Below are 25,363 nucleotides of genomic sequence, written 5' to 3'. Positions count from 1 at the left end.
TATACCCGTCGCCTTTCGCACCGCCTCTTCGTTGGCCGCACGCGCTCACCCGAATCACTCACTACGGTGAGTTCATCGGGACTCCCGCGTTTGCCGCCCTGATGCAGTATGAAATTCATTGGGTATACCCGTCACCTTTCGCACCGCCTCTTCGTTAGCCGCACGCGCTCACCCGAATCTGAGCTCATCGGGACTCCCGCGTTTGCCGCCTTGGCGCGGTACGAAATTCATTGGGTATAGGTTTACCGGTATCACCGCGGCTGTGTTATAATTTGCGACCTTTGAATCCGGGATACAGTAGAGGGATAGCGGTTAGATGAGCGACCTTGCGAGAGAAATTACACCGGTCAACATTGAGGAAGAGCTGAAGAGCTCGTATCTGGATTATGCGATGTCGGTCATTGTTGGCCGTGCGCTGCCGGATGTCCGAGATGGACTGAAACCGGTACACCGTCGCGTACTTTACGCCATGAACGTATTGGGCAATGACTGGAACAAAGCCTATAAAAAATCCGCCCGTGTCGTTGGTGACGTAATCGGTAAATATCACCCTCACGGTGATACCGCCGTTTATGACACCATTGTCCGTATGGCGCAGCCATTCTCCTTGCGTTATATGCTGGTCGATGGCCAGGGTAACTTCGGTTCTGTCGATGGCGACTCCGCCGCAGCGATGCGTTATACGGAAATCCGTATGTCGAAAATCGCCCACGAGCTGATGGCCGACCTCGAAAAAGAGACGGTTGATTTCGTTGATAACTATGACGGCACGGAGCGAATCCCTGACGTCATGCCAACAAAAATCCCCAACCTGCTGGTAAACGGTTCGTCCGGTATTGCCGTCGGGATGGCGACTAACATTCCGCCGCACAACCTGACGGAAGTGATTAACGGCTGCCTGGCCTATATCGACGATGAGGACATCTCCGTTGAAGGCCTGATGGAACACATCCCAGGCCCGGACTTCCCGACCGCCGCCATTATCAATGGCCGTCGCGGTATCGAGGAAGCCTACCGTACCGGCCGTGGCAAAATTTATATTCGCGCCCGCGCTGAGGTAGAAACCGATGCGAAAACCGGCCGCGAAACCATCATCGTGCATGAAATTCCGTATCAGGTGAACAAGGCTCGCCTGATCGAGAAAATGGCCGAGCTGGTGAAAGAGAAGCGTCTGGAAGGGATCAGCGCGCTGCGCGATGAGTCTGACAAAGACGGCATGCGCATCGTGATTGAGATCAAGCGTGATGCGGTGGGTGAAGTGGTTCTTAACAACCTCTACTCGCTGACTCAGCTGCAGACCTCTTTCGGCATCAACATGGTTGCGTTGCACCACGGCCAGCCGAAGATCATGAACCTGAAAGATATTCTTTCCGCGTTCGTGCGTCACCGCCGTGAAGTGGTCACCCGTCGTACTATTTTCGAGCTGCGTAAAGCCCGCGACCGTGCGCACATCCTTGAAGCCCTGGCGATTGCGCTGGCAAACATCGACCCGATCATCGAGCTTATCCGCCGTGCGCCAACGCCTGCGGAAGCGAAAGCCGGGCTGGTTGCCAGAGCGTGGGATCTGGGCAACGTGTCGGCGATGCTGGAACGCGCCGGTGATGACGCCGCGCGTCCGGAGTGGCTGGAGCCAGAGTTCGGCGTGCGTGACGGTCAATACTATCTGACTGAACAGCAGGCCCAGGCGATTCTGGATCTGCGTCTGCAGAAGCTGACCGGCCTTGAGCATGAAAAACTGCTCGACGAATACAAAGAGCTGCTCGAACAGATTGCTGAACTGCTGCATATCCTCGGCAGCGCCGACCGTCTGATGGAAGTGATTCGTGAAGAACTGGAAGCGATGCGCGAACAGTTCGGCGACCCGCGTCGCACCGAAATCACCGCCAACACCGCTGATATCAACATCGAAGATCTGATCAACCAGGAAGATGTGGTGGTCACCCTGTCTCACCAGGGCTATGTGAAGTATCAGCCGCTGACCGACTACGAGGCGCAGCGTCGCGGTGGCAAAGGTAAATCGGCCGCACGTATTAAAGAAGAAGACTTTATCGACCGCCTGCTGGTGGCCAACACCCACGATACGATCCTGCTGTTCTCCAGCCGCGGTCGTCTCTACTGGATGAAGGTTTATCAGCTGCCGGAAGCCAGCCGCGGCGCGCGTGGACGTCCAATCGTCAACCTGCTGCCGCTGGAAGCCAATGAACGTATCACCGCCATCCTGCCGGTACGCGAGTACGAAGAGGGCGTGAACGTCTTTATGGCGACCGCGAGCGGTACCGTTAAGAAAACGGCGCTGACCGAATTTAGCCGTCCGCGTTCAGCCGGCATTATTGCCGTGAATCTGAACGAAGGCGACGAGCTGATCGGCGTTGATCTGACGAACGGCGAAGACGAAGCGATGCTGTTCTCTGCTGCCGGTAAAGTTGTGCGCTTTAAAGAGAGCGCAGTCCGCGCCATGGGCCGTACCGCCACCGGCGTGCGCGGTATCAAGCTGGCGGGTGAAGATAAAGTTGTTTCCCTGATCATTCCGCGCGGCGAAGGTGCGATCCTCACCGTGACCCAGAACGGCTACGGCAAGCGTACTGCGGCGGATGAGTATCCGACCAAGTCCCGCGCCACTCAGGGCGTTATCTCGATCAAAGTGACCGAGCGTAACGGCTCCGTGGTGGGTGCGGTACAGGTGGACGATTGCGATCAGATCATGATGATCACCGATGCGGGCACCCTGGTGCGTACTCGCGTATCGGAAGTGAGCATCGTGGGTCGTAACACTCAGGGCGTGATCCTTATCCGTACTGCGGAAGATGAAAACGTGGTCGGCCTGCAGCGCGTTGCTGAACCGGTTGATGACGAAGAGCTGGATGCCATCGACGGCAGCGTGGCGGAAGGCGATGACGATATCGCGCCGGAAACCGACGCTGAAGCTGATGATGACATCGCCGAAGATGATGAATAATCTGCGGTAATGTTGCGAAAAGGGCCGGGAATATCCCGGCCCTTTTTATTTGCCCGGCGCGGGTGATCCAGAGAGTATAACGTTGCGACAAAACGTGTTTACCGCTACCTTAACCCCATTCTGTTGAGTCCCTGACGGCCGAGCATCGCCACATTGAAATATCTTGCTTCTTTTCATACCACGCTAAAAGTTTCACGCTACCTGTTCCGGGCGCTGGCGGTCCTGCTGTGGATGCTGATTGCTTTCGTCTCGGTGTTTTACATTGTTAACGCGCTGCATGACCGGGAGTCGGAGATCCGCCAGGAGTTTAACCTCAACGCCGATCAGGCGCAGCGCTATATCCAGCGCACGGCGGACGTCATTAAAGAGCTGAAGTATGTTGCCGGCAATCGGCCGGGCGGCGGCCGTGAAGGCGACGCGCCGCCGGCGCAAAATGGCGACATCGCGGTTCCGGACTTCGAACCGCTCTATCCGGATTCAGATTGCGGAGCAATGAGCGGTACCTGGCGCAATTCGCTGCAGTCTCTGGCATGGTTTATGCGCTACTGGCGCGACAATTTCTCCGCGGCTTACGATCTCAACCGTATCTTTTTAATTGGCAGCGATAACCTGTGCATGGCGAACTTTGGCCTGCGCGAGATGCCGCTCGAACGAGACCAGGCGCTGAAGGTGCTGCACCAGCGTATTGAGCAGTATCGCGACGCCCCGCAAAGCGAACGCGGCAGCAATCTGTTCTGGATTAGCCAGGGCGTGCGTCCCGGCGTCGGCTACTTCTACGCGCTGACGCCGGTGTATATGGCCAACCGCCTGCAGGCGATGCTCGGCGTCGAGCAAACGATTCGCATGGAGAGCTTCTTCACGCCGGGCAGCCTGCCGATGAACGTCACGATCCTTGACGACAACGGCCAGTCGCTTATCTCCCTCGCCGGGCCGGACGCTAAAATCAAGGGCGAGGCCCGCTGGATGCAGGAACGGATCTGGTTCGGCTACACTTCCGGCTTCCGCGAGCTGGCCATGAAGAAGAGCCTGCCGCCATCCTCCCTGAGCATCGTCTATTCGGTATCGGTAGACCAGGTCCTTGAGCGCATCCGGATGCTGATCCTCAATGCAGTAGTGCTCAATATTCTGACCGGGGTGATGCTTTTCGCCCTCGCGCGAATGTACGAGCGGCGGATCTTTATCCCGGCGGAAAATGACGCCCAGCGCCTCGAGGAGCACGAGCAGTTTAACCGTAAGATTGTCGCCTCGGCACCGGTGGGGATCTGTATTCTGCGCACCCTCGACGGCACCAATATTCTGAGTAACGAACTGGCGCATAACTACCTCAATATGCTGACCCATGAGGACCGGCAGAGGCTGACGCAGATTATTTGCGGCCAGCAGGTCAATTTTGTCGATGTGCTGACCAGCAATAATACCAATCTGCAAATCAGCTTCGTTCATTCGCGCTACCGTAACGAAAACGTGGCCATCTGCGTGCTGGTTGACGTCAGCGCCCGCGTCAAAATGGAAGAGTCGCTGCAGGAGATGGCGCAGGCCGCAGAGCAGGCCAGCCAGTCGAAATCGATGTTCCTTGCGACGGTGAGCCACGAGCTGCGCACCCCGCTGTACGGAATTATCGGCAACCTCGATCTGCTGCAAACCAAGGAGCTGCCGAAGGGCGTCGATCGTCTGGTCACGGCGATGAACAACTCGTCCAGCCTGCTGCTGAAGATCATCAGCGATATTCTGGATTTCTCGAAAATTGAGTCCGAGCAGCTGAAAATCGAGCCGAGCGAGTTCTCGCCGCGCGAGGTGATGAACCACATCTCGGCGAACTATCTGCCGCTGGTGGTGCGCAAGCAGCTCGGGCTGTACTGCTTTATCGAGCCCGACGTTCCGCAGCTGATGTCCGGCGATCCGATGCGTCTGCAGCAGGTCATTTCTAACCTGCTGAGCAACGCCATCAAATTTACCGATACCGGCTGCATCGTCCTGCACGTTCAGTGCGCCGGCGACTATCTGCAAATCAGCGTGCGCGATACCGGGGAAGGGATCCCGGCCAAAGAGGTGGTGCGCCTGTTTGACCCGTTCTTCCAGGTCGGCACCGGCGTTCAGCGCAACTTCCAGGGAACAGGCCTCGGACTGGCGATTTGCGAGAAGCTCATCAGCATGATGGACGGCGATATTGCCGTGGAAACCGAGCCCGGGATGGGCAGCCGCTTTACCATCCGCATTCCGCTGTACGGCGTGCAAAACGGTGCGCCGCTGCTTGCCGATGGCCTGGTGGAAAAATGCTGCTGGCTCGCCATTCACAACACCGCCCTGACGATGTTTATCACCTCGCTGCTCAATCACCACGGCGTTAAGGTGAAAAGCTATGCCGGCGAGGCGCCGGAAGCCGACGATATTTTGCTCACCGATGATGAGTCCTGTACCGGCTGGTCAGGGGCCGCGGTCGTTATTTTCTGCCGCCGGCATATCGGCATTCCGCAGGAGCGCGCGCCGGGAGAGTGGCTGCATAGCGTCACGACGCCGCATGAGCTGCTGCCGCTGCTGGGGCGTATCCTGCACGTTGACGTGGCCAGCGCCGAACACGGCCCGGCGCTCTCGGCGCCGGAAACGCAGACGGCCAATCACGATGACATGATGATTCTGGTGGTGGACGATCATCCGATCAACCGCCGCCTGCTGGCCGACCAGCTCGGATCGCTGGGCTATCAGTGCGTGACGGCGAACGACGGGGTTGATGCGCTGGGCGTCCTGAGCAAGCAGCATATTGATATCGTGCTGAGCGACGTCAACATGCCGAATATGGACGGCTATCGCCTGACGCAGCGTATTCGCGAGCTGGGAATGACGCTGCCGGTTATCGGGGTGACCGCCAACGCGCTGGCGGAAGAGAAGCAGCGCTGCCTTGAGTCGGGTATGGACAGCTGTCTTTCTAAACCGGTGACGCTGGATATTATCAAGCAAACTTTGACGCTGTACGCCGCACGGGTGCGTAAGAGCAGACAATAGGTCGGAGATCTCTGGGGGCGGGCTGCTATGGCGGGTCGTTGCCCCGGATACGACGCATGATGGTCGCGCCGTATCCGGGAAGGTGAGCGTTACTCTTTGTCGGTTGCGCTCAGTGAAACGGAAGAGAGGTAGTTCAGCAGGGCAATGTCGTTTTCTACGCCGAGCTTCATCATGGCCGATTTTTTCTGGCTACTGATGGTTTTGATGCTGCGATTGAGCTTTCTGGCAATCTCGGTCACCAGGAAACCTTCGGCAAACAGGCGGAGCACTTCGCTCTCTTTCGGCGACAGGCGCTTATCGCCATAGCCGCTGGCGCTGATTTTTTCCAGCAGACGTGAAACGCTTTCCGGCGTAAATTTTTTGCCTTTCTGCAGCGCCGCCAGCGCCTTCGGCAGATCGGTCGGCGCGCCCTGTTTCAGCACGATCCCTTCGATATCCAGATCCAGCACCGCGCTGAGGATCGCCGGGTTATTGTTCATGGTCAGAACAATGATCGACAGATCCGGGAAATGGCGCTTGATGTACTTGATCAGCGTGATCCCGTCGCCGTATTTGTCGCCTGGCATGGACAGGTCGGTAATCAGAACATGGGCGTCTAATTTCGGCAGATTATTGATAAGTGCTGTGGAGTCTTCAAACTCGCCGACAACGTTAACCCACTCAATTTGCTCGAGTGACTTACGAATACCGAACAGTACGATCGGATGGTCATCGGCAATAATTACGTTCATAGTATTCATGTATTAGGCTACCTTGCTACAGCAAGCTCTTGACGTAAACGTCAATGTCGCTGATGTATTTTTCTATGCTTTGCGCATCTTTTTCACGAATCAGATGCTCAAGCGTTTCACATAACTGTTTGCCGGGTATCAGGTTAAGCATAGCAAACGCCCCTTTGAGGCGATGCGCAGTCTGGGCCAGCGCAGCTAAATCGCTTGTTGCCAGCTCAGTATACAGTCTCTTAACATCATCCGGAACCGTATCGGCAAACAGCGCATAATAGCCGCTGGCGTGCAGTTCGGCGTTGCTCCCGCTTCCCGGAGGAGAAGGTTGCACGTTTTCTTCCGCCAGCTGCTGTTCAATCAGTTGCAGAATCGCTTCCTGCATGGCCGTGCTGATATTGAAATTGACGCACAGTTGGCCTGGACCTATTTTTCGTATTCCGACCTCATCATCGCTTAAAAGCAAGCCAGAAGCAGTAAGATTAGACGGATTATCCGTTAAAAAGAGATCGTATTCTTGACTTGTCAGCCTCTCATCCGGCGTGATGCAGCTCGCTCCCCAGCTTTCAAGCTGACGCACGACAACCTTTCGGACCTCATTAGCCGTAATATCAAGCAATACAACCACGTCATCCAGCAGATGTTCGCCGGAGTCGCTCTCTTCTTCACTGGCCGGCATTTTGAGGTGCAGGGAGTAGCGGGTGCCCAGAGATTCGCGCGCTTTGATATTCATCTGGCCGCCGAGCTTGCGCGTCAGGCGATCGCAGAGCCAGAAGGTGAGCGCATTGGCCTTACCGTACAGATCGGCCTGGGTATCGTTAAGGAACGGGAAGTGCATATTATCGATTTCGTTTGCCGAAACGCCGTTGCCGGTATCGATAATGCGGAAGGTCAGACGATCGTCCGCAGAGTCGTCCTTGCTCACCTCGAGGGTGATTTTACCGATCTGCGTGGTGGTGACCGAGTACTGAATGAGCAGCAGCAGCGTGCGGCGCAGCGCGTCGCGGTCGCCGTAGCGTTGCTCATTCGCCGCCAGGGCGTTGTTAATCAGCAGCTGCAGGCCTTTGCGCTTAATCACGGGCAGCACTTCCGGCACCACTTCATCGATCAGCTCCTGAATCGAGAACCGATCCGGCGTGCTCTTCCAGCTATCGCTTTCCAGCAGGTTTGCCAGCTGAATTTCGTCAACCAGCTGCACCAGCTCATCCGCGTGCTGCGCCAGCCTGCGGCTTTCGGCAATGCCGAGCGCGGCCGCTTCTTCCGCCAGGCTGCGGGCGGGCTGCTTCAGCGCGGCGCCAATATGCTGCATAAACGCGGTGCGGCCCTGCTGGTTTTTCTCGTACAGGCGCTGGGCCTGCTTGAGCTTTTTACTCACCAGTACTTCCCGATCCTGATCGCGGATGATGAAGATCTGCGTGCGCGGCGCGACCTGGCTGCGGTACTGGCGAATCTCATACAGTTCGTTGTTCACCGTAGCCTGAATCACGCCCTGATGCTGATCCGCCATGTTGGTAATATTTTGCAGGTTGAGGTGCGGCAGCAGATGATCGGCGATGGGGTTGCTGATAATCGTGCGGTTAGCTTCTAAATCGTGAACCAGCAGCCCCAGCGGCAGCAGCGAGACAATCTCTTCATTTATTGCCCGCAGCGTACGATGCTCGCCGCTGGCGGCAGAGGAGACGCTCGTCCCGGTCTGACGGCTGCGGCCGCTGTAGTGGCGAAAGGTCGTGAGGCCAAACAGGGTCAGCGCCAGCAGGCCGATAATCAGCAGGAGCGGCAGCAGCACGTTCTGCAGCGACTCAATCATCAGGGTGCTGAATGGTACCACCCAGATCAGGCGCATCCCGGTGGTATTAATGGCGGTGATGATTTCAATCCGCGTGCCGTTGAAGTTGATGCTGACGTTATCAGACTCTTCTTTATCCGGATTGCCGGTCGCGCTTTGTGACGGGTCAGGCTCAAGGCGGAAGCTGTCCAGGGTCATGCCCGGTGGGATCAAATCGTTAATCGGCAGGTCGAAAGCGACCACGGTGGCCAGATGACCCGGCTGGTTGAAGGTGGTCCGCAGGGTGAAGTAGTGGCCGTTTTGCCATGAAAGCTGGCGCAGCGACGAGAAGGTTTCTCTTTCGTCGAGCGTGTTAGCCTGCAGCAGCATTTCCGCGCGGCGGGACTCCACCACGTTGCTAATCGTCGACTCTTTAAAGCTGGAAGAAAGGTCTTTCAGCGGCAGGGTCGAGACCAGAATCAGGCTGTTATCCAGCCCGTTGAGGTAGTACATCGACCAGGGAATGGTCTCTGCGCCCCACAGAATATCGAGATAGTTGGAAATTTTTTGCGTCATTTCCAGCGTTGAGCTGTCATGAGAGCCAAAAATCAGCGCCTCGGTCTTACGCCGCGGCTTTTCCAGATAATAGACATCCTGCTTTAACCGCGTTTCCTGTAAACCCTCGCCGGCGGTGCTGGAAGAGGTGGCGGCAATATTGTCGTAAATTTGCCAGGTGGCATAGCGCCAGGCATCGATGCGCTTGTGCAGCGCATGGCTCACGTCGACAACCTGATAGCTTTTTTCTTTTAACCAGGCGTTGACCGCGCTTTGCAGCGTCACGCTCATCGTCGCCAGCAGGACGATGACCATTAAAATGAAGAAACGGGTGATGCTGCCAGGCATCAGGGTGAATTTTTTCTGGGTCATCGTGTAGCAGTGCGACTCATCAATGTTTGTAAGCAGGATGTTGCACCAAGGTAGCTGGTAGCAGAGTGAATTCGCTAAGCAGTATAAAGGCTAATTTATCAAATCCATACTACAGAATGGCCTTCGGCGCTTTTTTGCTTTGGGATTTATCTTAAAGGAGCGTTGACAATAAAAATGTACAGCGGGATTGATTCTGTACAGTTATTTGCCGATTGCCTGCAGGAAATAGCACGAAATAACAAGAAATTACCCGGATAAGGACTTCCTGATGCGCGGAGTGTTTGATTAATAACCGTTATTTTTATCGCGGCTAGCACGGGTATAATTAAAGTTATGTAAAGAAGGGTAAAAAAAACCGGATGCGAAGCATCCGGTCGAAATAGGGGTAAACAGACATTCAGAACTGAATGACGGTAATAAATAAAGTTAATGATGATAGCGGGAGTTATTCTAGTCGCAGGCGACCATTTTGTTTTGTCATTCAGTGCTATACCTGACGTGTCGTGTAACTATCTGATGATAATTGGAAAAAAATATTTTCTTGATTATTGGTGCTTATTTTACGATTTCTCATCGTTGCGAAAAGTTCCCTTGAATTTACAAACTGAAACATCTTGTGCGCATTTTGAAACACCTTAGAAGTTTTCGTATCATATTCTTGTTGGATTATTCTGCATTTTACAGCACAATGAATATAGCCGACTGATTAGAAGGGTAATCAGTAAGCAGTGGCATAATAAAAGGCATATAACAAACAGAGGGTTAATAACATGAAAGTTAAAGTACTGTCCCTCCTGGTACCGGCTCTGCTGGTAGCAGGCGCAGCAAATGCGGCTGAAATTTATAACAAAGATGGCAACAAATTAGACCTGTACGGCAAAATCGACGGTCTGCACTATTTCTCTGACGACAAGAGCGCTGACGGCGACCAGACCTACATGCGTCTTGGCGTGAAAGGCGAAACCCAGATCAACGACCAGCTGACCGGTTACGGCCAGTGGGAATACAACGTTCAGGCGAACAACACTGAAAGCTCCAGCGATCAGGCATGGACTCGTCTGGCATTCGCCGGTCTGAAATTCGGCGACGCGGGCTCTTTCGACTACGGTCGTAACTACGGCGTTGTTTACGACGTAACTTCCTGGACCGACGTTCTGCCGGAATTCGGCGGCGACACCTACGGTTCTGACAACTTCCTGCAGTCCCGTGCTAACGGCGTTGCAACCTACCGTAACTCTGACTTCTTCGGTCTGGTTGACGGCCTGAACTTTGCTCTGCAGTATCAGGGTAAAAACGGCAGCGTCAGCGGCGAAGGCGCGACCAACAACGGTCGTGGCGCTCTGAAACAGAACGGTGATGGTTTCGGTACTTCCGTAACTTATGATATCTGGGACGGCATCAGCGCTGGTTTCGCGTACGGTCACTCTAAACGTACCGACGATCAGAATGCTGCGGGCCTGCGTGGCGACGGCAAATATGCTGAAACCTACACCGGCGGTCTGAAATACGACGCGAACAACATCTACCTGGCAACTCAGTACACCCAGACCTACAACGCGACTCGTTTTAGCGGCAATGGTGATGTTGATTCCGTTAGCGGCTATGCAAACAAAGCGCAGAACTTCGAAGTGGTTGCACAGTACCAGTTCGACTTCGGTCTGCGTCCGTCCGTGGCTTACCTGCAGTCTAAAGGTAAGGACATCGAAGGTTTCGGCGATCAGGATATCCTGAAATATGTTGACGTGGGCGCGACCTACTACTTCAACAAAAACATGTCCACCTACGTTGATTACAAAATCAACCTGCTGGACGACAACGATTTCACCCGTCGTGCCGGTATCTCTACCGACGATATCGTCGCTCTGGGCCTGGTTTACCAGTTCTAAGCACGCTGAAGTCACGAAAAAGGCGCCTCTGGCGCCTTTTTTTATGCCTCGTTTAAGGTGGCTGGTGTACTCTTGCTGCCTTAGCTAGAGGAACCGATTTTATGGATATCACTTTTTTCCGCGCCGCGCTGCTCGGCGTTTGCGTACTCCTTTCCGGCTGTGATTCAGCCACCTCACCTGCAGCTCAAAAGAGTGCTGCGACCGTGCTGGACGGCAAAACGATGGGCACATTCTGGCGGGTCAGCGTCATTAACGTTGATCAAGCGAAAGCCCAGGCGCTGCGGCAGAAAATAGAGTCCCAGCTGGACGCCGACGATCGCCTGCTTTCCACCTGGAAAAACGATTCAGCATTGATGCAATTTAACCACGCCACCTCCACCGAGCCGTGGCCGGTTAGCGAAGCGATGGCCGATATCGTCACCATGTCCCTGCGCATTGGCGCGAAAACGCACGGCGCGATGGATGTTACCGTCGGGCCTTTGGTCAATCTCTGGGGCTTTGGCCCGGATAAGCAGCCGGTAAAAACGCCGGATCCTCAGCAGATCGCGGCGGCAAAAGCGCGGACGGGGCTGCAGCATCTGACGGTGATTAACCGCGCGGATCGCCAGTATTTACAGAAGGATATTGCGGATCTGTATGTCGATCTTTCGACAGTGGGTGAGGGCTATGCCGCCGATCATCTGGCGCGTCTGATGGAGCAGGAGGGCATTTCTCGCTATCTGGTTTCCGTCGGCGGCGCGCTGGTTAGCCGAGGGATGAACGCCGACGGGCAGCCGTGGCGGGTGGCGATCCAAAAGCCGACCGATCGTGAAAACGCCGTCCAGGCCATCGTCGATATTAACGGCCACGGAATCAGCACCTCCGGCAGCTACCGCAACTATTACGAGCTGGATGGCAAACGGATCTCGCACGTGATCGATCCGCAAACCGGCAGGCCGATCGATCATAAGCTGGTCTCGGTGACGGTGATTGCGCCGACGGCGCTGGAAGCAGACGGCTGGGATACCGGGCTGATGGTCCTCGGCCCGCAAAAGGCGCAGGAGGTGGTGAGAGAGCAGGGGCTGGCCGTCTATATGATCGTCAAAGAGGGGGAGGGTTTTAAAACCTGGATGTCGCCGCAGTTCCGTACCTTCCTGGTTGGCGAAAAGAATTAAACAGCAAGATTTCGGGTTTTATTCGGCGGGCGATGAATCAGACTGGCTATACACTTAAAGCAGGAGCCGATGATGAAACCGATTATTGCTGATACCGATGACCGCCGCTGGCAGGCGGTATGCGATCGTGATGCCCGCGCCGACGGTCAGTTTGTGTTTGCCGTGCTGACCACCGGCGTTTGCTGCCGTCCCTCCTGCCGCTCGCGGCGGGCGCTGCGGGAAAACGTCCGTTTTTACCCTGATGTGGCGGCCGCCATCGCCGACGGATTTCGCCCCTGCAAGCGCTGTCAGCCGGACAAAAGCGATCCGCAGCGGCAGAAGGCCGAGAAAGTTGCCAGAGCCTGCCGCCTGCTTGAGCAGGAAGCGCCCATCACCCTTGAGGCGCTGGCCCATGAGCTGGCGGTCAGCCCGTACCACTTCCACCGTTTATTTAAATCCGTCACCGGCATGACGCCGAAGGCCTGGCAGCAGGCGTGGCGCGCGCGGCGTTTACGGGACGCCCTGGCGCAAGGGGAAAAAGTGACCCCGGCGGTGCTGGCCGCAGGCTTTCCCGACGGCAGCAGCTACTATCGTCAGGCCGACGCCGTGCTTGGCATGACCGCCAGCCAGTTTCGCCGCGGCGGCGATGAAACCGATATCGTCTACACGCTCGGCGACTGCGCGATTGGCCGCTGCCTGGTGGCGCAAAGCGAGCGCGGAGTGTGCGCCGTATTGCCCGGAGAGGGCGACGCGCCGCTGGACGAGCTGCGCCGCCTGTTTCCCCGCGCCCGGCTTCTGCCCGGCGACGCGCATTTTTCCGGGCGGGTGGCACAGATTTTTGCCCACATCGACGATAGCCGCCAGACCATAGATCTGCCGTTGGATATTCGCGGCACCGCCTTTCAGCAGAGGGTTTGGCAGGCCCTGCGCCAGATCCCGGCGGGCGAAACGCGCAGCTACCGCCAGGTTGCCGAAAGTATCGGCCAGCCGTCCGCCGTCCGGGCGGTAGCGGGGGCCTGCGCGGCCAACCGGCTGGCTATCGTCATTCCGTGCCACCGGGTGGTACGCGAAGGCGGGGCGCTGTCCGGCTATCGCTGGGGAACCGCCCGCAAAGCTCAGCTGCTGGCCCGGGAAGCACAAACCGAGGAGTCGTAATGCTCGATCTTTTTGCCGATACGCCCCCCTGGCAGGAACCGCTGGCGTCCGGGGCCACCATTCTGCGGCGCTTCGCCCGCCAGAACGCCCCGGCTCTGCTGCAGGCGCTGCTGGGCGTTGCCGACGTTTCGCCGTTTCGCCAGATGGTCACGCCCGGCGGCTACACCATGTCGGTGGCGATGACTAACTGCGGGCCGCTGGGCTGGACGACCAATATGCACGGCTATCTGTATGCTCCCGGCGATCCGCTAACGGGGCGCGACTGGCCGCCGATGCCGCCGATATTCTCCGAGCTGGCCGCGCAGGCGGCGCTTGCCTGCGGCTACGCGGGCTTTGTGCCCGACGCCTGCTTGATCAACCGCTATCAGCCCGGGGCGAAGCTCTCGCTGCATCAGGATAAGGATGAGCGCGATCTGCGTGCGCCGATCGTTTCCGTATCGCTGGGGCTGCCGGCGGTGTTCCAGTTTGGCGGCCTGCAGCGCAGCGATCCGCTGCGCAGAGTGCTGCTGGAGCACGGGGACGTGGTGGTCTGGGGCGGCGAGTCGCGGCTGTTTTATCACGGTATTCAGCCGCTGAAAGAGGGCGACCATCCGGACACCGGCGCCTGCCGTTACAACCTCACCTTTCGGCTGGCAGGCGATAAAGAATAAAAATAAGAATTATTCTTGATGTCATCGGCGAGCAGTTTACACTGCTGGCTGTTTTGCTTGCCCGGATTGCTGTTATGGAACTTCTTCTTCTTGTTTGGCGCCAGTATCGCTGGCCGTTTATTTCCGTCATTGCCCTGAGCCTGCTCAGCGCGGCGCTGGGGATCGGGCTTATTGCCTTTATCAATCTGCGGCTGATGACCGTTGTCGATACCTCGCTGACGGTGCTGCCGGAGTTTCTCGGCCTGCTGTTGCTGCTGATGGCGGTGACGCTGGGCTCACAGCTGGCGCTGACGACCCTTGGGCACCATTTTGTTTTCCGCCTGCGCGGGGAGTTCATTAAGCGCATCCTCGACACCCAAATCGAGCAGGTTGAGAAGATCGGCAGCGCCTCGCTGCTTGCCGGCTTAACCAGCGACGTACGCAACATTACCATCGCCTTTGTGCGCCTGCCCGAACTGGTGCAGGGCATTATCCTGACCTTTGGTTCCGCCGCCTATCTGGCGTGGCTGTCGGGAAAAATGATGATGGTGACCGCGCTGTGGATGTCGATAACCATCTGGGGCGGATTTATGCTGGTATCACGCGTTTATAAGCATATGGCAACGCTGCGGGAGACCGAAGACAAGCTATACCACGACTATCAGACGGTGCTGGAAGGGCGCAAAGAGCTGACGCTCAATCGCGAGCGCGCCGAATACGTGTTTAATCATCTCTATCTGCCGGACGCACGCGAGTATCGTCACCATATTATCCGGGCTGATACCTTCCACCTCAGCGCGGTAAACTGGTCGAATATTATGATGCTCGGCGCCATTGGCCTGGTGTTCTGGATGGCCAACGGCCTCGGCTGGGCGAATACCGCCGTGGCGGCGACCTACTCTTTGACCCTGTTGTTCCTGCGCACGCCGCTGCTTTCCGCCGTGGGCGCGCTGCCGACGCTGCTCAGCGCCCAGGTAGCCTTCAATAAGCTGCACAAATTCTCCCTGGCGCCGTACCGTGCCGAATTCCCGCAGCCGCAGGCGCACCCGCACTGGCAAACCCTGGAGCTGCGCGACGTCTGCTTCCATTACCCGGACAACAGCTTCGCCGTCGGGCCTGTCAATATGACCCTGAAACGCGGCGAGCTGGTGTTCCTTATCGGCGGCAACGGCAGCGGCAAGTCGACGCTGGCGATGCTGCTGACCGGGCTGTATCAGCCGGCTTCCGGTCAGATCCTGCTGGACGGCGAGGCGCTGGCGATAGACCGGCCGGAAGACTATCGTAAGCTCTTCTCGGCGGTATTTACCGACGTCTGGCTGTTTGACCAGCTGCTGGGGCCGGAGGGCAAAGCGGCCGATCCTGCGCGGGTGAGCCAGTGGATGGAGTACCTGAAAATGACGCATAAGCTGCGGCTGGATAACGGCAGGATCCTCGATCTGAAGCTCTCCAAGGGGCAGAAAAAGCGCGTGGCGCTGCTGCTGGCCCTGGCTGAAGATCGCGATATCATCCTGCTTGATGAGTGGGCGGCGGATCAGGATCCGCACTTCCGCCGCGAGTTTTATCAGGTGCTGCTGCCGCTGATGCAGCAGATGGGTAAAACTATTTTCGCTATCAGCCACGACGATCACTATTTTCAGCATGCCGATCGCCTGCTGGAGATGCGCGCCGGCCAGCTGGCGGAGCTGACGGGCCTGGAGCGCGAGCTGGCGACCCGCGATGCGGTCTCCCGCACCGCCTGAAAGCCGCGCCTGCCGACCCACGGCGGGCGCTATTGTTGATTTTTCCGCCGGACGAACCCGCCGGCGGTTATTATTTCCCCCTCCTCGCGCTATGCTTAGGGCACCTGGCCTGCTGGTCGGCCAACTATTCTCACAAGGATTGCCTGACCGATGTCCGTTTTGCATAAAAAAAGCGCCAGATTGCGCGACGAAGAGCGCGCCCGCCTCATTTGGCTGCTGAGCACTGATAAAGCCGTTACCTCCTCGCTGTTGGGCAAATTAACGCTGGCTGAACGCTATGACGACGGCACCCTTGCCGACGATCTGGCGGAAGTGGAAGTGCTGGTTTCCCACCTGCCGCCGCCGGATCTTGCCGATGCCCTCGAGGCGCTGCCTTACGACGCGCGTAACGCGCTGTGGCGCCTGGTTGCCGACGATAAACGCGGTGAAGTGCTGCTTGAGGCGTCGGAAAGCGTTTGGGGCGACCTCATCGATAAGATGAGCGATCGTGAGCTGCTGTTTACGCTGCAAAATCTGGATATTGATGAGCAGGTCTATATCCTGCAGCATCTGCCGCAAGACCTGACCGCACGCCTGCTGGCGGAGATGCCGGCGGAGAGGCGGGCACGTATCCGTCAGATGATGCGCTACGCCGACAATACCGTCGGCGCGATCATGGAGTTTGAGGTGATCACCGTTCGCCCGGAGGCGACGCTCGCCGCGGTGCAGCGCTACCTGCGGCGGTTAGGCAAAATGCCGGAAAACACCGATAAGCTGTTTGTCACCACCCGCAACAAGCTGCTGCTTGGCGAGCTGGAGCTGCAGACCATCCTGCTCAACGATGCGCAGAAGCGGGTAGGAGAAGTCATGGAAGGCGATCCTGTGACCTTTCAGCCGCACGAAGAGGCGGAGAAGGTCGCGCGCACCTTTGAACGTGACAACCTGCTGAGCGCCGCGGTGATTGATGCCGACGGCAAGCTGATGGGGCGCCTGACCATCGACGAAATCGTGGACGTGGTGTATGAAGAGACCGATAACGATTTACGTCGAATGGGGGGGCTGAGCAACGATGACGACGTTTTCGCCCCGGTGAGCAAAGCGGTGAAAACGCGCTGGGCGTGGCTGGCGGTCAACCTGTGCACCGCGTTTATCGCCTCGCGGGTAATCGACGGCTTTGAGCATACGATTTCGCAGCTGGTGGCGCTGGCGTCGCTGATGCCGATCGTCGCCGGGATCGGCGGTAACACCGGAAACCAAACCATCACCATGATCGTACGGGCGATGGCGCTGCAGCACATTCAGCCGGGAAGCTTCTCGTTCCTGATCCTGCGCGAAATGGGGGTTGCGGTGATTAACGGCCTGGTGTGGGGCGGGATTATGGGCGCCGTAACCTGGTGGCTCTACAGCGATCCGCAGCTCGGCGCCGTGATGACGCTGGCGATGATGCTCAACCTGCTGATGGCGGCGATGATGGGGGTGATTATCCCGATGGTGATGGTGAAGCTGGGACGCGACCCGGCGGTCGGCTCCAGCGTGATGATCACCGCCATCACCGATACCGGCGGCTTCTTTATTTTTCTCGGTCTGGCGACGATTTTCCTGATGTAGTCGACGGCCTGCCGCGCAGCCTGCGTGGGATCAGCGCCATTGCTACCAGGCCTGCCAGAACGCCAATAGCCAGATTGCTGGTGCCTACCGTTGCGGCAACGGTCACCAGCATGACCAGCGTTTCCGGCCACGGATTACGCTTCAGCTCGGCCGGACGAAGGCTGTGCCAGCTGAAGGTTTTGGCCGCCACAATGACCATCACTCCGGCCAGTACCGCCATCGGAATTTTTGCCATTACTTCGCTCAGCACGGTGACCAGCAGCAGCAGCACCGCGCCGGCGGCGAGGGTGGAGACGCGGCTGCGGCCTTTACCCATTTCAACGTTAACAATGGTCTGACCAATCATTGCGCAGCCGGCGATGCCGCCGTAGAGTCCGGCAAGAATATTGGCGATGCCCAGCCCGGCGCTCTCGCGCGCTTTGCTGGACGGGGTCTGGGTCAGGTCATCGACTAATTTGGCGGTCAGCAGCGACTCCATCAGGCCGACAAAGGCAATGCTCAGGGCGCAGGGCCAGATAATTTGCAGGGTGTCGAGATTGAGCGGCACCAGCAGGGCGGTGAACCCCGGAAGCCCGCCGCTCATTGAGCCCTCATCGCCGACGGTAGGCAGCAGCTGCCCGGTGGTGACGGTAAACAGGGTTAACACCACGATGGCAATCAGCGGCGCGGGGATCGCTTTAATATAGCGCGGCGCCCAGAGGACAATCAGCAGCGTCAGGACGAACAGGCCGAGGATCAGCGGCTGCTTGCTCCAAAAATGGGGAACCTGGGCGAAAAAGATCAGAATCCCCAGCGCGTTGACGAAGCCGGTCATCACCGCCTGCGGTATAAACCGCATCAGCCGGGCCATGCCGCCCAAACCAAACAAAATTTGAATAATACCGGCCAAAATGACGGCGGGCAGGATGTAGCCGACGCCGTGTTGATGCACCATCGGCCCAATCACCAGCGCCACCGACCCGGCGGCGGCGGTAACCATTGCGGGCCTGCCGCCGAGTACCGACATCGCAAGGCACAGCACAACGGACGCAATCAGGCTGACCTTGGGGTCAACGCCGGCAATCACTGAAAAGGAGATAACCTCCGGAATCAGAGCCAGAGCGGTCAGAACGCCTGCCAGAGCCTCTCGTGTGAACAGCGATGGTGAACGAAGTACGTGGCGAATGGCGCCTGTTGAAGCGGACGTAGCGTGGTCTGGAGCCTGAGGCATAGGAAGTTCGCAGGTTAGTTTAAGCCGGGACGAGTAAGCCTGAGCTTGCGTGCGGTCTGTCACAAAACGGAGGATGATAGCGCGGTCGCGCCGCTTATACCAGTACAAAATGTGATTTGTGGTACACATTTATTAAACATTTTTATAACAGATCTCAAAACTCAACTTAAATTTTAAACAATATTTAAATTTTTTATCTTCAGTGTTACTTTGATTCCTGATAATCGTGTCACCTGCGCTAAATAAAAAAAGCGAGTAAAGTAAGGCTCAAATTCGATGAAGAAAAAGATGGCCGTACCCAGCTCACCGGCGGTTGGTTCAAATACACCTCGGACCAACACCCGCCATGAGCAAGAGACGGATGTACTGTTGATTGGCGGCGGCATCATGAGTGCCACGTTGGGAACCTGGCTGCAGGAACTGGAGCCGGATTGGTCTATTACCATGGTCGAGCAGATGTCCAGCGTTGCTGAGGAGAGCTCGAACGGCTGGAATAACGCGGGTACCGGGCATGCGGCGCTGATGGAGCTGAACTATACGCCCCAGACCGCCAGCGGGATCAACATCGACAAAGCGGTCGATATCAACGAATCCTTCCATATCTCTCGTCAATTTTGGGCCCACCAGGTCACGCGCGGCATTCTGAGTAAGCCGAAATCATTTATCAACAGCGTACCGCACATGAGCTTTGTGTGGGGCGAAGATAACGTCAACTTCCTGCGCGCGCGCTACGCCGCTCTGCAGCAAAGCGAACTGTTCCGCGGTATTCGCTATTCCGAAGATCATCAGCAAATTAAAGAGTGGGCGCCGCTGGTGATGGAAGGGCGCGATCCGCAGCAAAAGGTTGCCGCGACCCGTACCGAGGTCGGCACAGACGTCAACTACGGCGAAATTACCCGCCAGCTGATTGCCGGCCTGCAGACCCACGCTAACTTCTCCTTACAGCTTGGCACCGTTGTGCGTCGCTTCAAGCGCAACGCCGATAAGAGCTGGACGGTCACCCTGGCGGACGCGAATAACCGTCGCCAGAAGCGGGTCATTAAAGCCAAATTTATCTTTATCGGCGCCGGCGGCGCGGCGCTGACGCTGCTGCAGGAGACCGGTATTCCTCAGGCTAAAGAGTACGCGGGCTTCCCGGTTGGCGGCCAGTTCCTGGTGTGTGAAAACCCGGAAGTCGTTAACCACCATCTGGCAAAAGTCTACGGTCAGGCCGAAGTTGGGGCGCCGCCGATGTCGGTGCCGCATATTGATACGCGTATTATTGACGGTAAGCGGGTGGTGCTATTTGGGCCGTTTGCAACCTTCTCCACCCGTTTCCTGAAAAACGGCTCTTTGTGGGATCTTCTGGCATCGACCAATACCTCAAATATTCTGCCGATGCTCAACGTCGGTCTGGATAATTTCGATCTGGTGAAATACCTGATTAGCCAGGTGATGCAGAAAGATAAAGATCGCCACGAGGCGCTGCGCGAATACTATCCGGAAGCGAATAAAGGCGACTGGCGCCTGTGGCAGGCCGGCCAGCGCGTGCAGATCATTAAGCGCAACGGTAAGAAGGGCGTGCTGCGTCTGGGAACCGAAGTGGTCAGCGATGATGACGGTACCGTAGCGGCGCTGCTGGGCGCATCGCCCGGCGCCTCGACCGCCGCGCCGATTATGCTGCAGCTGATGGAAACGGTCTTTAAGGATAAGGTAAATTCAGCCGCCTGGCAGGCGAAGCTGAAAGAGATCGTTCCCTCCTACGGCCTGCGTCTCGACGGCAATTCCGCGGCGATTGAGCAGGCGCTGGCGTGGACCAGCGAGGTTCTGCAGCTGCGCTATGAGCCGGTTTCAGTCGCGGATAAAGCCCCTCAGGCAGAGCTGAAACCGCTGACGGATAGCAAACCGATAGCGGATATCGCGCTGTAGAAGGCAAAACCGACGGCCCTGGCCGCCGGTTTCTTATTGCCCGCGGTTAGCGCTCGACGGCATTACCGATAGTTTCGTCTGCTCGCCAGATTCGGTACTTCACCTGTACGTTATCCGGCGTGTAAACCACCACCGGCAGCCTGCTGTTGTAGCGCAGCATGCCGGCGTCACCCAGCCCTGCGGTGACAAACTTCTCCACCTTCTTCCCGTCCGGGCAGGCCATCATGGTCGAAACCGGCGACGTCACTTTATCAAAGACGAAATAGTCGTAGCCCCAGCCTTCGAGGGTTTTGCTTTCCAGCTGACCCCCCAGGCGATGGCGGTTGCAGTCGACTTCCAGCGTCTGGCCAATCAGCAGCTCAACTTTATAGGCCGATTCGTCCTGCTGCGGCGGCAGCTGGATCACCTGACGCTTCATGCCTTTCTCCGCTTTCGGATAGGGCGCAATCTTTTCCAGAGGCTGTTCGGCGGCCAGTGCGCTGGTGGAGACACAGGCAACGGTCAGCAGGGAAACAGCAAACGTAGCGATTTTTTTCACGATCGATCATCCTTTGTTATCGTTCTTCAACGCTAAAAGGCTATCACTGTTTGCGCTATTAGTAAGAGTTATTTACCAATATTTGCATATAAAATAGCGTGATATGCTGCTTTGTTGTTGTGGTGTATAGGAATTTACTGAAAGTAATCTTAACTAAAGAACTATTGTCCACTGAATTGTATAGGTTTATCGCACCATGCTTTTCTTCGCGAAACCAGCATTGATAATCATCAATGAAAAACTTAATTTTCGCATGAAATTATTTCAGTCGCGCCGCGTAATATTCACCGCTTAGAATGATTCATCAGGGAAATTAATTGAAACGGAATTGTTATTAAAATTAGATTATTTATATGAGTGATGATAGATGAAAGTGAATAAAGCCATGTTGGCCGCGGTACTGGGGATGACGGCAGCCTTAGCGGGCTGTACCTCCGAGGCGCAGCGTTTAGCCAGCTGTGAAGCCAAAGGCGTATCGAAAGATACCTGTTATTTAGCTGAGCAAAATAAACAAGCTGCCCTTAACGCCGCCTATGAGAAACAGGCGATGGAGAACGCTGCCAGCGCCGTACAGCACGCACAAGGCGCTAAGGGTAACGTAAAGCACTTTGCGGGGATGGAGATCAAGTCCACCGGTACCGGGATTACCGTTGACGGTAAACCGGCTGCGGTGATTGAGAAGGAGCCTAAGGCAACGGTCTACCAGCAGGGGCTGTACAATTTTATTGTTTATACCAACGGCAAGATTGCGGTGACTGAAAACGGCACTTTCAAAGGCTACGCAAAATAAGAGTATGGCTCGCGCCGCGAACACCAGGAGGGGCAGGCGGCTCCTCCTGGTTTTTGTCAGCCGCCGCCTAAGGCAGCTGACGTCGCGCCGCTAACGGCTTACTCGTCGCGGGGTAGCTTGCCTTCCTCGATAAACTCTTCATCAATTTCATCGGTATTGCCGGCGTGTTCGCGGCCTGAGAGCAGATTCCAGCAGGCGATAAACAGCGCGGCGATCAGCGGACCGATCACAAAACCGTTAATACCGTAAATCTCCATTCCTCCGAGGGTGGCGATCAGAATCATGTAGTCCGGCATTTTAGTATCTTTACCCACCAGCAGCGGACGCAGGATGTTGTCCACCAGCCCGATAACGATCACGAAGAAGCCGACGACAAACGCCCCTTGCCATAGCTGATCGGTGGCGAAGAGGAAGATGGCCGCGGGAACCCAGACGATGGCTGAACCTACCGCCGGGATCAGCGACAGAAACGCCATGATCGCGCCCCACAAAATGCTGCCGTCAATTCCGGCAACGTAGAAGGCAATTCCGCCCAGGATGCCCTGGACCAGAGCGACGGCGACGGTACCCTTCACGGTTGCCCTGGCGACGGCGGCAAATTTGGCAAACAGGTGCTGCTTAACGTAATTCGACAGCGGCAGGGATTCGAGGATCAGCAGCACCAGATACGGGCCATCCTTGAGCAGGAAAAACAGCAGATACAGCATGACGCCAAAGCTAATGGTAAAGCCGAAAGTCCCTTTACCAATCAGAAATGCGCTGCCGGCCAGGTACTGGCCTCCTTTCAGCGCCGCGTCTGAGAGCTGTTTCTGAATCTGCTCGGCGCTGTCGAGATTATGCTCAGAGAGGAAGCTTCTGACCCACTCCGGGAGATGGGCAAACAGGCTCGCCACTACCGACGGAAACTGGGTGTCATTGTGCTCAAGCTTGGTGTAAACCACGTTCAGCTCGAGCGCCAGCGAGGAGATAATAATCGCCAGCGGAGTGAAGACAATCAGGCAGATAATCGCCACGGTGAGCAGTGAGGCCAGGCCATTACGTTCACCAAGCTTAGCGCGGATCTTGTTCTTCACCGGATTGAAGATCACGGCCAGAATCGCCGCCCACAGAATGGCTGAGTAATAGGGAGAAAGAACATCAAAAAAGGCAAGGCTGACTATCAGCAGAATCAGGATAAAAAATCCCTTGGTAATTCCATTAACTCTCATATTTATCTTCCTGGCGTATGACTGATACAGTCGAATGATAGAAGCTATTCCTCGATTTACAATCAGCACTATCGCAGTTTATTTTGCGGCGCGGCTCAAGAGCGGCGCCGCGGGCAGGTTTGCGTCACCTTTTGGGCACAAAGAACCGATGAGGGGATATTTTATAGGTTCTGATACGCAGGAATAGCGAGTAAGCGTGGGGTTATTGTCCGGGCTCACTCGTTAACGCTCCGGCGAAAAGCAGGCATAAAAAAACCAGCCTTAAAAGGCTGGTTTTTCAGGGATTTTTGGTCGGCACGAGAGGATTTGAACCTCCGACCCCCGACACCCCATGACGGTGCGCTACCAGGCTGCGCTACGTGCCGACGCGTGGCGGTAATATTACCCGTTCTCCTGGCGAATGCAAGCGGGGAACGACCAATTGATTCATAATTAATCAATCAGTTAGCGATAAAGCGCTTTTCATCCGTCAGGATCTGCAGCAGCAGGCTGAGCTGCGGTTTGCGATTGTCGATCTTCTTACCGTCGCTATTCCAGGTGCTGTAGGTTCCGTTGTGGTTCAACACTACGGTGACCTCCGGTGAGGTGACCGCCAGCGTATCGCCGTTCGCCGCGGTGACCCAGCCGCGGCGGCGCGCAGGGCTAAACAGGTCCTCACCCTGCGAATACTCGTTCGCCGGGGTAGAGACGTGCAGCAGGCGCTGCATCAGCGTGGTCATCACGTCTTTGTTATCGGTCAGCGTCGCGATATTCTGCGCCGGAACGCCCGGCCAGTGAATCACCAGCGGAACCTGCAGCTGATCTCTCGACCAGTCAAACTTGCCGTGCTGAGGATTAAGCGGCATGCCGTGACCGGCGGTGACGATAACCACCGTGTTATCCAGCTTGCCCGCCTCGCGAAGAGCGTTGAGCACCCGGCCAATCTGCGTATCGACCTCGCCCGCCGCGCGGCTATAGCGGCGCACGAAGTTCTGCTGCTGGCCGTCGTCAAGCGAGGTGCCGTTGAGCGAAATCCACGAGAACCAGCGGTTTTCATCCTGAGCGTAGCGATTCAGCCAGCCAATCCACTGGTTTGCCGTCTGCTCATCGCTTTGGGTTTTGGCGACCGGCAGGGAGAAGTCGGACAGCAGCGCCTGGCGATAGAGCGGGCTGCTGAAGCCGTCGGAAGAGAACAGGCCCAGCTGATAGCCCTGCTGGTTGAGTGCGGTAATCAGCGCGGCCGGAATACGGGCCGACAGCACGCCGTCCATATAGCCTGGTGAAATGCCGTAGAACAGGCCAAAAATACCGTTATCGGTGCTGTTGCCTGAGCTCATATGCTGGGTAAAGTTGACGCTATCTTTGGCGAAGCCGGCAAGCTCCGGCATGTTCTTCTCGAAACGCGAGTAGTTCAGGTTATCAACGGTAATCAGCAGCACGTTATAGCCGGCGCCGAGGTCGCGATAGCGCAGATCGCTCAGCGGATACTGTACTGAGACGGCTTCCGGAGCGCCTTGCTCCACCAGGCGACGCTGGTAATCCTGCGCGTCCAGCAGGCCGTGTTTCTCAAGGAAGCGGCGCGCGGTCATCGGATAGGAGAGCGGCAGGTTCGCCCGCTGCATGGTAATCGGACGATAGAAATTAGCATCCGCCCAGATATAGATCAGGTGGCTGCTGATAAAAGAGATAAAGAAAAGCCAGGCGACGGGGCGCGCGTAGTGGCGGCGGCGCGTCAGGCTGCGCAGCTTCTGCCAGCTCCAGGTCGCAAAGAGCATTTCCAGCAGGAAGATAATCGGCACGCTGATAAACATCAGCTGCCAGTCCCGCGCCATCTCGTTCTGATCCGGGTTAATAACCAGTTCCCAGACGATAGGGTTAAGATGCAGGTGGAAGCGGGTGAAAACTTCGCTATCAATCAGCAGCAGCGTCATTCCTGCGGTGGCCAAAATGACCGACAGGAAGCGCATAAGCCGCTGTGATATCACGACAAAGGTTAGCGGAAAGAGGATCAGTACGTAGCTGGTAAAGACCAGGAAACTGAAGTGACCAACGAGGCTGACGTACGAAAAAATGCGTCCGCCCAGCGTCGTTGGCCAGTCGGCGACAAAAAGATAGCGGCTGCCGAGCACCATAGCCAACAACATGTTGAACAGGGCGAACCAGTGCCCCCAGCTGACCATCTGGGAGACTTTTTCTCGGTAGGGCTGACGAAGAGTCACCATATAAAGTTG

Annotated in this window: 17 protein-coding genes and 1 tRNA gene; 10 read left to right on the top strand and 8 right to left on the bottom strand. The window is 56.6% G+C overall.

From position 1 onward, the window contains the following. Positions 1–316 precede the first annotated feature (316 nt). A complete protein-coding gene (gene gyrA / locus EDF75_RS10845) occupies positions 317–2,956 on the top strand; it encodes a DNA topoisomerase (ATP-hydrolyzing) subunit A (RefSeq protein WP_133599183.1) in 2,640 nt (879 codons plus the stop codon). A gap of 153 nt (positions 2,957–3,109) precedes the next feature. Next, the gene (gene rcsC, locus EDF75_RS10840) at positions 3,110–5,956 is read left to right on the top strand and encodes a two-component system sensor histidine kinase RcsC (RefSeq protein ID WP_133599181.1); all 2,847 of its coding nucleotides are present in this window, start codon (positions 3,110–3,112) and stop codon (positions 5,954–5,956) included. An 89-nt stretch (positions 5,957–6,045) separates the two neighbouring features. Here rcsC and rcsB read toward each other — a convergent pair whose 3' ends face one another. Together rcsB and rcsD are read right to left on the bottom strand one after the other, a co-directional pair. Next, on the bottom strand, positions 6,046–6,696 hold the full coding sequence (gene rcsB, locus EDF75_RS10835; RefSeq protein WP_041146527.1) for a response regulator transcription factor RcsB: 651 nt from the start codon (positions 6,694–6,696) through the stop codon (positions 6,046–6,048). A 16-nt stretch (positions 6,697–6,712) separates the two neighbouring features. Continuing rightward, positions 6,713–9,370: a phosphotransferase RcsD gene (rcsD, locus tag EDF75_RS10830; RefSeq protein WP_133599179.1), complete on the bottom strand. Its 2,658-nt coding sequence runs from the start codon at positions 9,368–9,370 to the stop codon at positions 6,713–6,715. 770 nt (positions 9,371–10,140) lie between these two features. Here rcsD and EDF75_RS10825 point away from each other — a divergent pair. The 6 genes from EDF75_RS10825 (at position 10,141) to mgtE (ending at position 17,499) form a co-directional block, all read left to right on the top strand. After that, the gene (locus EDF75_RS10825; RefSeq protein ID WP_133599177.1) at positions 10,141–11,256 is read left to right on the top strand and encodes a porin OmpC; all 1,116 of its coding nucleotides are present in this window, start codon (positions 10,141–10,143) and stop codon (positions 11,254–11,256) included. 101 nt (positions 11,257–11,357) lie between these two features. Beyond that, positions 11,358–12,410, top strand: coding sequence for an FAD:protein FMN transferase ApbE (gene apbE / locus EDF75_RS10820; RefSeq protein ID WP_133599175.1), 1,053 nt, complete (start codon positions 11,358–11,360; stop codon positions 12,408–12,410). 72 nt (positions 12,411–12,482) lie between these two features. Further along, positions 12,483–13,544 (top strand): bifunctional DNA-binding transcriptional regulator/O6-methylguanine-DNA methyltransferase Ada, encoded by a 1,062-nt coding sequence (gene ada / locus EDF75_RS10815; protein WP_133599455.1) that lies wholly within the window; start codon positions 12,483–12,485, stop codon positions 13,542–13,544. Beyond that, positions 13,544–14,194 carry a DNA oxidative demethylase AlkB gene (gene alkB, locus EDF75_RS10810; protein ID WP_133599173.1) on the top strand — a complete coding sequence of 217 codons (651 nt, stop codon included), beginning with the start codon at positions 13,544–13,546 and terminating at the stop codon, positions 14,192–14,194. The genes ada and alkB overlap by 1 nt, the downstream gene beginning before the upstream one ends. 74 nt (positions 14,195–14,268) lie before the next feature. Beyond that, positions 14,269–15,912 (top strand): multidrug ABC transporter permease/ATP-binding protein, encoded by a 1,644-nt coding sequence (locus EDF75_RS10805; protein WP_133599171.1) that lies wholly within the window; start codon positions 14,269–14,271, stop codon positions 15,910–15,912. Between the two features lie 150 nt (positions 15,913–16,062). Continuing rightward, positions 16,063–17,499, top strand: coding sequence for a magnesium transporter (gene mgtE, locus EDF75_RS10800; RefSeq protein WP_133599169.1), 1,437 nt, complete (start codon positions 16,063–16,065; stop codon positions 17,497–17,499). Here the strand turns inward: mgtE and EDF75_RS10795 are convergent. Both EDF75_RS10795 and EDF75_RS27325 read right to left on the bottom strand, forming a co-directional pair. Continuing rightward, the gene (locus tag EDF75_RS10795) at positions 17,462–18,709 is read right to left on the bottom strand and encodes a SulP family inorganic anion transporter (protein ID WP_133599167.1); all 1,248 of its coding nucleotides are present in this window, start codon (positions 18,707–18,709) and stop codon (positions 17,462–17,464) included. The genes mgtE and EDF75_RS10795 overlap by 38 nt on opposite strands. Before the next feature lie 173 nt (positions 18,710–18,882). Beyond that, the gene (locus tag EDF75_RS27325) at positions 18,883–19,107 is read right to left on the bottom strand and encodes a hypothetical protein (protein WP_243733532.1); all 225 of its coding nucleotides are present in this window, start codon (positions 19,105–19,107) and stop codon (positions 18,883–18,885) included. Between EDF75_RS27325 and mqo the strand changes: the two genes are divergently transcribed. Beyond that, the gene (gene mqo, locus EDF75_RS10790; RefSeq protein ID WP_243733527.1) at positions 18,998–20,617 is read left to right on the top strand and encodes a malate dehydrogenase (quinone); all 1,620 of its coding nucleotides are present in this window, start codon (positions 18,998–19,000) and stop codon (positions 20,615–20,617) included. The two genes, EDF75_RS27325 and mqo, sit on opposite strands and share 110 nt — an antisense overlap. A 46-nt stretch (positions 20,618–20,663) precedes the next feature. On the opposite strand, the gene eco is transcribed toward mqo, so the two are convergent. Further along, entirely contained in the window at positions 20,664–21,155 is a 492-nt protein-coding gene (eco, locus tag EDF75_RS10785) for a serine protease inhibitor ecotin (protein ID WP_041146517.1), read from the bottom strand. Between the two features lie 367 nt (positions 21,156–21,522). Here eco and EDF75_RS10780 point away from each other — a divergent pair, with 367 nt between their 5' ends. Then, positions 21,523–21,945 (top strand): hypothetical protein, encoded by a 423-nt coding sequence (locus EDF75_RS10780; RefSeq protein ID WP_133599163.1) that lies wholly within the window; start codon positions 21,523–21,525, stop codon positions 21,943–21,945. A 98-nt stretch (positions 21,946–22,043) separates the two neighbouring features. Here EDF75_RS10780 and EDF75_RS10775 read toward each other — a convergent pair whose 3' ends face one another. From EDF75_RS10775 to yejM, 3 genes are all read right to left on the bottom strand, one after another. Beyond that, a complete protein-coding gene (locus tag EDF75_RS10775) occupies positions 22,044–23,153 on the bottom strand; it encodes an AI-2E family transporter (RefSeq protein WP_133599161.1) in 1,110 nt (369 codons plus the stop codon). Positions 23,154–23,441: 288 nt separating this feature from the next. Further along, positions 23,442–23,518: transfer RNA gene (locus EDF75_RS10770), tRNA-Pro, on the bottom strand. A gap of 75 nt (positions 23,519–23,593) precedes the next feature. After that, positions 23,594–25,354: an LPS biosynthesis-modulating metalloenzyme YejM gene (gene yejM, locus EDF75_RS10765; RefSeq protein WP_133599159.1), complete on the bottom strand. Its 1,761-nt coding sequence runs from the start codon at positions 25,352–25,354 to the stop codon at positions 23,594–23,596. Positions 25,355–25,363: the final 9 nt, after the last annotated feature.

The sequence above is a fragment of the Klebsiella sp. BIGb0149 genome, assembly GCF_004362605.1.
GTDB lineage: Bacteria > Pseudomonadota > Gammaproteobacteria > Enterobacterales > Enterobacteriaceae > Klebsiella > Klebsiella terrigena.
This window is presented reverse-complemented; position numbering and strand designations above follow the sequence as displayed.

Excerpts from the sequence above, each read along its gene's own strand:
- gyrA (WP_133599183.1), top strand. The coding sequence starts at position 317 with ATGAGCGACCTTGCGAGAGAAATTACACCGGTCAACATTGAGGAAGAG.
- rcsB (WP_041146527.1), bottom strand. The coding sequence starts at position 6,696 with ATGAATACTATGAACGTAATTATTGCCGATGACCATCCGATCGTACTG.
- rcsD (WP_133599179.1), bottom strand. The coding sequence starts at position 9,370 with ATGACCCAGAAAAAATTCACCCTGATGCCTGGCAGCATCACCCGTTTC.
- EDF75_RS10825 (WP_133599177.1), top strand. The coding sequence starts at position 10,141 with ATGAAAGTTAAAGTACTGTCCCTCCTGGTACCGGCTCTGCTGGTAGCA.
- apbE (WP_133599175.1), top strand. The coding sequence starts at position 11,358 with ATGGATATCACTTTTTTCCGCGCCGCGCTGCTCGGCGTTTGCGTACTC.
- ada (WP_133599455.1), top strand. The coding sequence starts at position 12,483 with ATGAAACCGATTATTGCTGATACCGATGACCGCCGCTGGCAGGCGGTA.
- alkB (WP_133599173.1), top strand. The coding sequence starts at position 13,544 with ATGCTCGATCTTTTTGCCGATACGCCCCCCTGGCAGGAACCGCTGGCG.
- EDF75_RS10805 (WP_133599171.1), top strand. The coding sequence starts at position 14,269 with ATGGAACTTCTTCTTCTTGTTTGGCGCCAGTATCGCTGGCCGTTTATT.
- mgtE (WP_133599169.1), top strand. The coding sequence starts at position 16,063 with ATGTCCGTTTTGCATAAAAAAAGCGCCAGATTGCGCGACGAAGAGCGC.
- EDF75_RS10795 (WP_133599167.1), bottom strand. The coding sequence starts at position 18,709 with ATGCCTCAGGCTCCAGACCACGCTACGTCCGCTTCAACAGGCGCCATT.
- mqo (WP_243733527.1), top strand. The coding sequence starts at position 18,998 with ATGGCCGTACCCAGCTCACCGGCGGTTGGTTCAAATACACCTCGGACC.
- EDF75_RS10780 (WP_133599163.1), top strand. The coding sequence starts at position 21,523 with ATGAAAGTGAATAAAGCCATGTTGGCCGCGGTACTGGGGATGACGGCA.
- EDF75_RS10775 (WP_133599161.1), bottom strand. The coding sequence starts at position 23,153 with ATGAGAGTTAATGGAATTACCAAGGGATTTTTTATCCTGATTCTGCTG.
- yejM (WP_133599159.1), bottom strand. The coding sequence starts at position 25,354 with ATGGTGACTCTTCGTCAGCCCTACCGAGAAAAAGTCTCCCAGATGGTC.